Here is an 11073-nt window from a genome sequence, read left to right as displayed (position 1 = left end):
ACCGCAAGCCCAAAGCTGCGAGCTGAAAGAAGAAACGACTACAGGCAGACAGCCTGCAGTCGTCGATTGAAAATTCAGGCAATGGCGGGCATCGAGTGCCGGCGGTGATGTACGTCGAGCTGATCCTTGATGACCTTCAGCACTTTGGCCTCGTGTTCATGGATGAAAAAATGACCGCCGGCCAGCATGTCCACGGAGAAACTGCCGAGGGTTTCCTTGCTCCAGCCGATCAATTGCTCGGTGGTCGCGCGGTCGGTGGTACCGCCCAGTACATGCACCGGGCATTTGAGCAGCGGGCGCTGGATCGGCTGAAAACGTCCGCACAACAGGAAGTCGGCACGCAGCACCGGCAGGGTCAGGCTCATCAATTCGGCGTTGGCGAGAATGTCTTCGCTGGTGCCATTCAAGGTGCGCAACTGCTCGATCAGTTCGGCATCGCTCTTGGGTTCGGCGAAACCGCGGTCATAGTCACTGCGCAGCGTCGGCGCCGCCGTACCGGAGGCGAACAGCGCAACCGGTTCCGGCAATCCCAGGGCGCGCAAGGCATGGGCCAGCTCGCAGGCCAGCAGCGCGCCGAGGCTGTGGCCGAAAATGGCATAAGGCGCGCGCAGGGTCGTTTGCAGTTCGCTGGCCAATTGTCGGGCCAGCGCGCGCATATCGGTTTGCAGCGCCTCGCCAAAACGTGCGCCGCGACCCGGCAGCTCGACCGGTTGCAGCGTCAGCCACTGCGGCAATTTGCGTCGCCAGCGGCTGTAGACCATGGCACTGGCGCCCGAATAAGGAAGGCACAGCAATGTCAGCTGAGTCACCCGGCTCACCTCGAAAAGTTGTCTGTATAGAAGAACGAAGGCAGCCCTGCAGAAATTAGCCCGCGCGCGTCTGTTCAGTCATTTCAAGTGGCGGAAACTCTGCACCGCGGAGCCCAGCACCACCGCCCCGGCGGCAATCGCCAGCCAGAAACCGCTGCGGGCGCCGAACGCATCCACCAATGCGCCGGAACCGGCAGCGCCGATGGCCACACCGATGCTCAGGCCGGTGACCAGCCAGGTCAGGCCTTCGGTGAGCTTGGCCGGCGGCACGATGCGTTCGATCAACGCCATCGCCACGATCAGGGTCGGCGAGAAGAACAGCCCGGCGATGAACACCGCGACAGCCAAGCCGAAAATATTGCTCGCCAGCAGCAACGGCAGCGTGGTCACCGCTGTCGCCAGACCGCCGTAGAGAAACAGGCGCGGCAGCGGCAGTTTCGAACGCATCGCGCCGAAGGCAATGCCGGCCAGACAGGAACCGATGGCGTACACCGACAACACGATGCTGGCCGCCGCCGGCTGGCCCTGCTGCTGGGCGAACGCGACGCTGACCACATCCACCACGCCGACAATCACGCCCATGGCGAGCATCAACGCCAGCAACCATTGCACGTCGGTCGAACGAATGATCGAACCCTGATGCTGCGACTCACGCGGATGCACCGGCGGCTCGGTGCTGCGCTGGGCAACAAACGCCGTCACGCCAATCGCCAGCATGATCAGCGCCGCCAGTGGCCCGGCCTCGGGAAACACGCCAACGCACAGCCCCACCGACAACGGCGGGCCGACGATGAAGCAGACCTCGTCGAGCACCGACTCCAGCGCATAGGCGGTCTGCAATTGCGGCTGGCCGCGATAGATTTCGGTCCAGCGTGCCCGCGCCATCGCCGACATGCTCGGCATGCATCCGGCCAGTGCGGCGCAGACAAACAGGGTCCAGGTCGGCGCCTGCAAACGGGTGCACAGCAGCAACATCAGCAGCGCGCCCCCACCGATCAGCGCCGCCACCGGCAGCACTCGCCCCTGACCGAAGCGATCCACCAGTCGTGACACCTGCGGCGCGCAAAACGCCGTGGCCAGGGCAAACGTCGCTGCCACCCCACCCGCCAACGCGTAGCCGCCGGTCAATTGCGAGAGCATCGTGATCACGCCGATACCGGTCATGGAAATCGGCATGCGCGCGATCATCGCGGCCATCACAAAGGCCCGGGCGCCGGGGGCGTTGAACAACTCGCGGTAAGGGTTTGCCATCGGATGCAGCCTCATCAGGGGCGGCCAAGTTGCCACAAAGCCTGACGGCCGGGGAAGCGCGCAATTGTTGGTGGAGTGTGAAGTCCCCAACGCGCGCAGGGCCAATCGCTGCTGCGTTGATCGTTCCCACGTCGAGGCGTCGAACCGTCCGTGTGGGGAATGCAGCCCGGGACGCTCTGCGTCCCATGTGGACTCGGGAACGCCCAAAAGAAACCTGTCGATCATTTCATGTACGCGGATGAACTCTCGCCGCCGCCCATCAGTCAGCTAAGTAAGCCCTCAACCCAAGGCGCGATCCTGCATGCAGATTTCCCTCGCCCGTCAGGTGGCACTCGTCACCGGCGCCAGTTCCGGCATCGGCCACGGCGCCGCCAAAGCCCTGGCCGCCGCCGGTGCTGCCGTCGTCATCAACTACAACCGCCAGGCCGAGCCGGCCGAAGCGCTGGCCCGGCAGATCGTCGCCGACGGCGGTCAGGCCATCGCCATAGGCGCGGATGTATCGAAGGAAGAAGATGTAGAGCGGCTGTTCCAACAGACCCTCGATACCTTCGGAACACTGGACATTCTGGTGGCCAATTCCGGTCTGCAAAAAGACGCGGCGGCTGTGGATATGTCGCTGGACGACTGGAACACGGTAATCGGCGTCAACCTCACCGGCCAGTTCCTCTGCGCTCGCGCCGCGCTGCAGATCTTCAACCGCCAGGGCGTGCGCGAAGGCGTGTCCCGGGCTGCCGGCAAGATCATCCACATAAGCTCGGTGCACCAGCGCATTCCCTGGGCCGGGCACGTCAATTACGCAGCGTCCAAGGGCGGCGTCGATCAGTTGATGCAGACTCTGGCCCAGGAGGTCAGCCACCAGCGAATCCGCATCAACGGCATCGCGCCGGGGGCGATCCGCACGGCGATCAATAAGGACGCCACCGAAGGCGACGCGGGCCAGGCCCTGCTCAAACTCATCCCTTACGGGCGCATCGGCGATGTCGAGGACGTGGCCAATGCGGCGGTGTTCCTCGCCTCCGATGCCTCCGACTACATCGTCGGCACCACCCTGTTCATCGACGGCGGCATGAGCCTCTATCCGGAGTTCCGTGGCAATGGTTGAGCATCAATCCGAACGACAAAGCCCCATCGACGCCCACGGCATCATTGGCGACCTGCGCAGCGCCGCGCTGGTCAATGACAAGGGCAGCGTGGACTTTTTCTGCTGGCCGGAGTTCGACAGCCCGTCGATCTTCTGCTCGCTGCTCGATACCCCCGATGCGGGGATTTTCCAGTTGGCCCCGGACCTGCCCGACGCCCGGCGCGAGCAGATCTACTTGCCGGACACCAACGTTTTGCAGACTCGCTGGCTCAGCGATCACGCCGTGGTGGAAATCACCGATCTGCTGCCCATCGGCGACAACGACGATGCACTGCCGCTGTTGATGCGCCGGGTGCGGGTGGTCAGCGGGCAGGCGACGTTTCATCTGCACTGCGCCGTTCGGCACGACTATGCCCGCGCGCAAACCCGCGCCGTTATCGATCAAAAGGATGTGCTGTTCAGCGCCAGCGGGCAGCCAACACTGCGGCTGGCCTCGGACCAGCCCTTGAGCGTCGGTCAGGACGCCGCCGTCGCGCAATTCACCCTCAAGCAGGATCAGACCGCCGCGTTCATGCTCGGCGCCAGCGATGATCCGCGCTTTGCCGAAGGCGCCGCGCAGTTGTGTATCGAGCGCACGCTGAAGTTCTGGCGCGACTGGATCGGCCAGTCCAACTATCGCGGTCGCTGGCGGGAAATGGTCAACCGCTCGGCCCTGGCCCTGAAGTTGCTGACCTCGCGCCAGCACGGCGCGATCCTCGCCGCCGCCACCTTCGGCCTGCCGGAAACCCCCGGCGGCGAACGCAACTGGGACTATCGCTACACCTGGATCCGCGACGCCTCGTTCACCGTCTACGCCTTCATGCGCCTGGGTTTTGTCGACGAGGCCAACGGCTACATGCGCTGGCTACGCGGGCGGGTCAGCGATTGCAGCGGCCATCGGATGAAGCTGAACATCCTCTACGCCATCGACGGTCGCCAGGAACTCCCGGAAACCGAACTCACGCATTTATCCGGACACGGCGGCGCAAAACCGGTGCGCATCGGCAATGGCGCCTACGACCAGATCCAGCTGGATATCTTCGGCGAACTGATGGACGCCGTTTATCTGGTCAACAAGTACGGCGACGCGATTTCCCACGAAGGCTGGAAACATGTGATGGAAGTCATCGATCAGGTCTGTGAGACCTGGCAGACCAAGGATGTAGGCATCTGGGAAATGCGCGGTGAGCAACATCACTTCCTTCATTCACGACTGATGTGCTGGGTGGCGCTGGACCGGGCGATCCGCCTGGCCTCGAAACGCTCGCTGCCGGCGCCCTTCGCCCGCTGGGACCAGACCCGTCAGGCGATTCATGCCGACATCTGGGACAACTTCTGGAACGAAGAGCGTGGGCATTTCGTGCAATACCAGGGCGGCACGGCGCTCGATGGCTCGATGCTGCTGATGCCGCTGGTGCGTTTTGTCAGCGCCAAGGATCCGAAATGGCTGGCGACGCTGGAAGCCATCGAAAAACACTTGGTGCGTGACGGCATGGTTTATCGCTATCGCAATGACGATGCCGGCATCGATGGCTTGTCCGGCACTGAGGGCGCCTTTGCCGCGTGCTCGTTCTGGTACGTCGAATGCCTGGCCCGCGCCGGGCAAGTGGAAAAGGCCCATCTGGAGTTCGAGCAACTGCTGCGTTATGCCAATCCACTTGGGTTGTACGCGGAGGAATTCGATAACCGTGGCCGGCATCTGGGTAATACGCCACAGGCATTGACCCACCTGGCGCTGATCAGCGCGGCGAGTTTTCTGGATCGCAAGTTGAGTGGGGAGAAGAATTACTGGCAGCCGTAGTCATATTTCTTCGCCAGAGCCTGTAAGAAAAATCGCAAATCCAATTGCCGTTTGTAGGAAGGCCACCGACGAACGGCAAACAACCCCGAGCCTTGCCCTTGGCGGGCCGGCCCACACAATCTATTCCTTTCGATACAACTGGTTGATGGCACGGCCTGCAAAAACCTGCCAACCCCGTGTAACGCTTGGCCCGCAACTCGCACTTACACCCCGAAATACCTTGTTGCCAGCTGTTACATCCACCCCTACCATCCACCGCAACGGGCACAGCGGAGCTGTCCAATAAAAACCCGATTCAAGGAACCAGAATGAGCCAACGCATCCACCGCCCCATCGATTCCCCTCTGCGTACGGGCCTGACCCGCGACGAACTGTGGGAAGCCGCCGACAAGGGCCTGATCAAATGCTGGGAAATCGGCCGCCAGCGCGCCATCCGCTTCCCCGACCTCGCCCAACGCTGCAGCGCCGACGAACTGCCGGTGCTGGGCTGGAAAGGCGGGGTCAGCCGCAGCCTGAAGAAGAATGAAAAGTACGGATCACTGAAATACCTGGCCCAGTGGCAGGGGTTGCGTGGCGAGGATCTGGATATTGATTTGGGTTCAGAGCGGGTCATGACCTGCTCGCGGACGAAAATGGTGGTGACGTTTACGCCGGATCGCAGCAAGTATTTCAATCAGGTGGCGGAAGCTGAAACTTGAGGAATCCCGTATGACCCAAGCCGTGATGCCGTTTTGCAAGACTGAAAGTCTGACCATCGCCTATGAGCATCACGGCCCTGAAGACGGCATGCCGGTCATCCTGCTTCACGGCTTCCCCTACTCCCCCGCGCCTACGACGAAATTGCCCCGCCTCTCGCCGCCGAGGGTTATCGGGTGATCGTGCCGTACCTACGCGGTTACGGCCCGACCCGTTTCAACAGCGCGGACACGTTGCGTTCCGGCCAGCAAGCGGCGCTGGCTCAGGATCTGCTGGATCTGATGGATGCGCTGGGTATCGAGCAAGCGACGTTGTGCGGTTACGACTGGGGCGGTCGGGCGGCTTGCATTGTGGCGGCGTTGTATCCCGAGCGGGTGCGTGGGTTGGTGACGGGCGATGGCTACAACCTGCAAGACATTCCGAATTCGGTCCAGCCGCTGGATCCGCAGAGCGAGCACCGTTATTGGTATCAGTACTACTTCCACACGCCCCGTGGCGTTACAGGGCTGACGCAGAATCGTCGGGCGCTGTGCGAGCTGCTGTGGCAATTGTGGTCACCGACCTGGGCGCGGAACGCCGAGCGTTATCCACTGAGTGCGCCGGCGTTCGACAACCCGGATTTCGTCGAGGTGGTGATTCACTCTTATCGCCATCGGTTCATGTACGCGCCGGGTGATCCGGCGCTGGAAGGCATGGAGCAGGCGCTGGAGAAACAACCGGCGATCAGCGTTCCGACGATTTCGCTGTGCGGTGCCGATGATGGCGTCGGCCCGGCTCCGGAAGACGATGAAGATGCGCAGCACTTCACCGGGGTTTACGAGCGGCGGGTGCTGGCGGGTGTCGGGCACAACATTCCCGAAGAAGCGCCGGGCGAAACGCTCAAGGCATTACTGGACCTGCTCCAGCGCTGACCGAAAACCGCTCCCGATACGCCTGCGGCGTCACGCCCATGGCCCGCAGGAAACTGCGTCTTAACGTCTCTTCACTGCCAAAACCACAATTGGCCGCGACCCGCTTGATCGGCAACCCGGTATCACTCAACAACCGGCGCGCGGTTTCGACGCGGATCAGTTCAATGGCCCGGGCCGGGGTCTGGCCGGTGTCGGCGCGGTAGTGGCGCACGAAACTGCGTTCGCTCATGCCGGCCTGTTCGGCGAGGGTCGGGATGCCCAGATCGCAAGTCAGGTGTTCGGCGATCCACGCGTGCAGATCATCGAAGCGGTTGCCCTGTTTTTGCAGTGACAGCGTCACGCTGAATTGCGACTGCCCGCCCGGTCGCTTGAGGAACACTACCAGTTGCCGGGCGACGTCCAGGGCCATGTCGCGGCCGAGGTCGTCTTCGACCATGGCCAGCGCCAGGTCGATGCCGGCGGTGACGCCCGCCGAGGTCCAGACCGGACCGTCGTTGATGAAGATCGGATTGGGCTCGACCTGCAAGCGTGGATGTTGCTGCGCCAGCTGCTCGCAACGGGTCCAGTGGGTGACGACCCGGCGACCGTCGAGCCAGCCGCTGGCGGCCAGCAGAAATGCGCCGGTGCAGACCGAAGCCACGCGTCGGCAGCCATTGGCATGTTCGCGCACCCAACTCACCAATTCGGCGTCTTCGGCAGCGGCGTATACGCCCCAGCCGCCGGCGATGATCAGGGTATCGCTGGGCTGTCTCGGCAGCGGCTCGGCCAGCATCGCCAGCCCGGCGGAGGAGTTCACCGCCCCGCCGCTGCTGGCGATGACCAATGGCGCGTAAGGCGCAGGCAGACCCTGCTGGCGGGCGATATCGTTGGCCGAGGCGAAAACCTGCAACGGGCCGGTGACATCGAGCAATTGCACATTGGCGAAGGCGAGTAGGTGGATGGTTTTCGGCATTTGGCGTAATTCGAGGGCTGATTGGCGTATGCGCCAAAACCTACGCGCCTACAGTGAAGCCGTCTACCCCCTTTTCACGGAGAAGAACCATGGCGTTGCAGATCGGTTTTCTGTTGTTTCCCCAAGTGCAGCAACTCGACCTGACCGGCCCGTATGACGTGCTGGCCTCGTTGCCGGACGTGCAGGTGCATCTGGTCTGGAAGGATCTGGTGCCGGTGACTTCCAGCACCGGGTTGCTGCTGAAACCGACCACCACCTTCGAGGATTGCCCGGATCTGGACGTCATCTGCGTACCCGGCGGCGCCGGGGTCGGGTCGTTGATGGAGGATGAGCAGACGCTGGCGTTCATCAAGACGCAAGCGGCGCAGGCGCGTTACGTGACGTCGGTGTGCACCGGTTCGCTGGTGCTCGGGGCGGCGGGTCTGTTGCGAGGCAAGCGCGCGACCACGCATTGGGCTTATCACGATTTGCTACCGATACTGGGCGCAATTCCAGTAAAGGATCGGGTGGTACGTGACGGCAATCTGTTTACCGGGGGCGGTATCACCGCCGGGATCGATTTTGCCCTGACCCTGTCGCAGGAACTGGTCGGCGTCGACACCGCGCAATTGGTGCAGTTGCAGCTGGAATATGCGCCGGCGCCGCCGTTTGATGCGGGCAGACCGGACACTGCGCCGAGCGGGATTGTCGATGAGGCGCGCAAGCGTGCGGCACCTTCGCTGAAACTGCGCCGGGAAATCACCGAGCGCGCTGCGGCGAAATTGAACCTGCGCTGATCTTTCAGCCAGACACAAAGCCCTGTGGGAGCGAGCTTGCTCGCGATGAGGGCGTGTCAGTTGACCTTTGTGCCACTGACCCACCGCCATCGCGAGCAAGCTCGCTCCCACAGGGGGCCTTGCCCTCCTTCACGTCTCATACAGGGAGTGGTGCTGTCCCTGATTTCCCGTACACCTTCACTTGTCCCCTCGCCCCCGGACGTGTAGAAAGCCTGTCCACAAATCGTGCACAAGGACTTTCCATGACCGCTCTGCCATGGCTCTATCTCGGGCTTCTCAGCCTTGGTTACGGATTAGCGCTGAGTTTCGGCCAGCTCGGCTGGCTGGCGCTGATCTCCATTGCACTGCTGGTTTTCGCCGGTTACGCCGTGCGCCAGCAAACCGTGCCGGTCGGGCGATATCTCGGCCATGGCCTGTTTATCGTGCTGGCGCTGGCGCTGGCCCTGCACTGGCTTCCGGGCTTCTACAACGGTCGGGTCATCGAACCGCAGCGCTTCACCGACAACGCGGTGCCGTTCTCGATGTACCTGAATCTCGACAAACCACTGATTGGCTTCTGGCTGCTGCTGGTCTGCCCATGGATCGTCGCGCGGCGCTCGTTGCGCCTGACCGTCTACGCGACCGCGCTGGCACTGACGCTGAGCGTGATTCTGGCGTTGGGCGGCGCGGTGTTGCTGGGCATGATCACCTGGGCGCCGAAATGGCCCGACCAAGCGTGGCTGTGGGTGCTGAATAATCTGCTGCTGGTGACGCTGGTCGAAGAAGCGCTGTTTCGCGGCTATATACAGGGCGGCCTCAGCCGGCGTTTCAAGCACCTGCCTTACGGCGAAAACCTCGCGCTGCTGCTTGCGTCCCTGCTGTTCGGCCTGGTGCATGTGGGCGCTGGCTGGCAATGGGTGCTGCTGGCGAGCCTGGCGGGTGTCGGCTATGGTCTGGCCTATCGTTTCGGCGGGCTTGGTGCGGCAATCGCCACGCACTTTGGCCTGAACCTGCTGCATTTCGGTCTGTTCACCTATCCGATGCTCGCGGGTTGAAGCAAGGGTCGTTTTGCGACGCCGTACTTATAAATGAAAAAAAACTTCAATAAATCGCCGACCCCGCCGACAACCCTTCAAAGCCTTGCGGATTGAAAAACCATGCGTAATAACCAGCCCATTACACAACGCGAACGGACTTTCCCGGCTCAGCAGCGGTTGATTTCCACAACCGATGCCAAGGGCGTGATCACCTACTGCAACGACGCGTTCGTCGAAATCAGCGGGTTTTCGCGTGAGGAACTGATCCGTGCGCCGCACAACCTGGTTCGTCACCCCGACGTCCCGGCGGCGGTGTTTGCGCACATGTGGGGCACACTGAAACAAGGCTTGCCATGGATGGGCATTGTCAAGAATCGCTGCAAGACCGGTGATCATTACTGGGTGAACGCCTATGTAACGCCGGTGTTCGATGGCAATCAGGTGGTCGGTTACGAGTCGGTGCGGGTCAAACCCACCGCCGAACAGATCCGCCGTGCCGAAGCGCTCTACCAACGCATCAACCAGGGCAAGTCGGCGATTCCACAAACAGACAAGTGGCTGCCGGTGCTGCAGGACTGGCTGCCGTTCATTCTGGTCAGCCAGTTGAGCTTCATGATCGGCGCCACCCTGAACTCGCAGTGGGGCTTCGCCCTCGCCGCCGGTCTGTCGGTGCCGCTGGGCCTGCTGGGTCTGCAATGGCAACAACGCGGGCTCAAGCGCCTGCTGCGTCTGGCCGAGCAAACCACCTCCGACCCGTTGATCGCGCAGATGTACACCGACAGCCGTGGCCCTCAGGCGCGTCTGGAAATGTCGATCCTGAGCCAGGAAGCCCGTCTGAAAACCTGCCTGACCCGTCTGCAGGACACCGCCGAGCACCTGACCGATCAGGCCAAACAGTCCGACGCCCTGGCGCACAACAGCTCCAGCGGTCTGGAACGTCAGCGCGTGGAAACCGAACAGGTCGCCACCGCCGTCAACCAGATGGCCGCCACCACGCAAGAAGTGGCGAGCCACGTACAGCGCACCGCCGACGCCACCCAGGAAGCCAACCGCCTGACCGGTCGCGGCCGCGATATCGCCGGTGAAACCCGCGAAGCCATCCAGCGCCTGTCGGTCGTCGTCGGTGAGACCGGCCTGACCGTGACCCAACTGGCCAAGGACAGCGACGAAATCGGCGGTGTGGTCGACGTGATCAAAGGCATCGCCGACCAGACCAACCTGCTCGCACTCAACGCCGCGATTGAAGCAGCGCGTGCCGGCGAAATGGGCCGTGGTTTTGCCGTGGTGGCCGACGAAGTCCGCCAACTGGCGCAACGCACCAGCGAATCTACCGGCCAGATCCACGCCCTGATCGCCAAGCTGCAACAGACTGCATCCAGCGCCGTACAAACCATGGAAGCCGGCCATCGCCAGGCGGAAGAAGGTGTGGCACGGGTTCTGGAAGCGGATCAGGCCCTGGTCGGCATCAGCGAAGCGGTGGCCAACATCACCGACATGACCACCCAGATCGCCGCCGCGACCGAAGAGCAAAGTGCCGTGGCTGAAGAAATCAGCCGCAACATCAGCAACATCTCGGAACTGGCGGACCAGACCTCGGAACAGGCGCATAACTCGGCGTTGTTGAGTGAGGAGCTGACGAAGACGGCTAATACGCAGTATTCGTTGGTGGAGCGGTTTAACCGCTGATTGTTCTGGCAATAAAGAAACCCCGGACAGCGAAAGCTTCCGGGGTTTTTTGTTT

9 protein-coding genes and 1 pseudogene are annotated in these 11073 nt (G+C 62.5%); 7 read left to right on the top strand and 3 right to left on the bottom strand.

All coding sequences use genetic code 11. The features are described from left to right. Positions 1-74 precede the first annotated feature (74 nt). Both I5961_RS09630 and I5961_RS09625 read right to left on the bottom strand, forming a co-directional pair. Entirely contained in the window at positions 75-809 is a 735-nt protein-coding gene (locus I5961_RS09630; RefSeq protein WP_085700193.1) for a thioesterase II family protein, read from the bottom strand. A gap of 78 nt (positions 810-887) precedes the next feature. Continuing rightward, complete coding sequence (locus I5961_RS09625; protein WP_085703520.1) at positions 888-2060, bottom strand: MFS transporter; 1173 nt, start codon at positions 2058-2060, stop codon at positions 888-890. Positions 2061-2361: 301 nt separating this feature from the next. Between I5961_RS09625 and I5961_RS09620 the strand changes: the two genes are divergently transcribed. The 4 genes and pseudogenes from I5961_RS09620 (at position 2362) to I5961_RS09605 (ending at position 6588) form a co-directional block, all read left to right on the top strand. Next, entirely contained in the window at positions 2362-3162 is an 801-nt protein-coding gene (locus I5961_RS09620) for a glucose 1-dehydrogenase (RefSeq protein WP_227235045.1), read from the top strand. Further along, positions 3155-4981, top strand: coding sequence for a glycoside hydrolase family 15 protein (locus I5961_RS09615; protein ID WP_227235044.1), 1827 nt, complete (start codon positions 3155-3157; stop codon positions 4979-4981). The genes I5961_RS09620 and I5961_RS09615 overlap by 8 nt, the downstream gene beginning before the upstream one ends. A gap of 308 nt (positions 4982-5289) precedes the next feature. After that, positions 5290-5679 carry a hypothetical protein gene (locus I5961_RS09610; RefSeq protein WP_085700197.1) on the top strand — a complete coding sequence of 130 codons (390 nt, stop codon included), beginning with the start codon at positions 5290-5292 and terminating at the stop codon, positions 5677-5679. Between the two features lie 10 nt (positions 5680-5689). Then, positions 5690-6588, top strand: a pseudogene (locus tag I5961_RS09605) (alpha/beta fold hydrolase). Here I5961_RS09605 and I5961_RS09600 read toward each other — a convergent pair. After that, entirely contained in the window at positions 6557-7540 is a 984-nt protein-coding gene (locus I5961_RS09600; RefSeq protein WP_227235042.1) for a GlxA family transcriptional regulator, read from the bottom strand. The pseudogene I5961_RS09605 and the gene I5961_RS09600 sit on opposite strands and share 32 nt — an antisense overlap. An 89-nt stretch (positions 7541-7629) precedes the next feature. Here I5961_RS09600 and inhA point away from each other — a divergent pair, with 89 nt between their 5' ends. From inhA to I5961_RS09585, 3 genes are all read left to right on the top strand, one after another. After that, on the top strand, positions 7630-8316 hold the full coding sequence (inhA, locus tag I5961_RS09595) for an isonitrile hydratase (RefSeq protein ID WP_227235041.1): 687 nt from the start codon (positions 7630-7632) through the stop codon (positions 8314-8316). A 242-nt stretch (positions 8317-8558) separates the two neighbouring features. Further along, on the top strand, positions 8559-9350 hold the full coding sequence (locus I5961_RS09590) for a CPBP family intramembrane glutamic endopeptidase (protein ID WP_085700203.1): 792 nt from the start codon (positions 8559-8561) through the stop codon (positions 9348-9350). Between the two features lie 102 nt (positions 9351-9452). Further along, positions 9453-11018, top strand: a complete 1566-nt coding sequence (locus tag I5961_RS09585) for a methyl-accepting chemotaxis protein (protein ID WP_085700204.1) — start codon at positions 9453-9455, stop codon at positions 11016-11018. The last annotated feature ends 55 nt before the right edge of the window (positions 11019-11073 follow it).

This window comes from Pseudomonas sp. IAC-BECa141, from assembly GCF_020544405.1.
Taxonomy (GTDB): domain Bacteria; phylum Pseudomonadota; class Gammaproteobacteria; order Pseudomonadales; family Pseudomonadaceae; genus Aquipseudomonas.
This window is presented reverse-complemented; position numbering and strand designations above follow the sequence as displayed.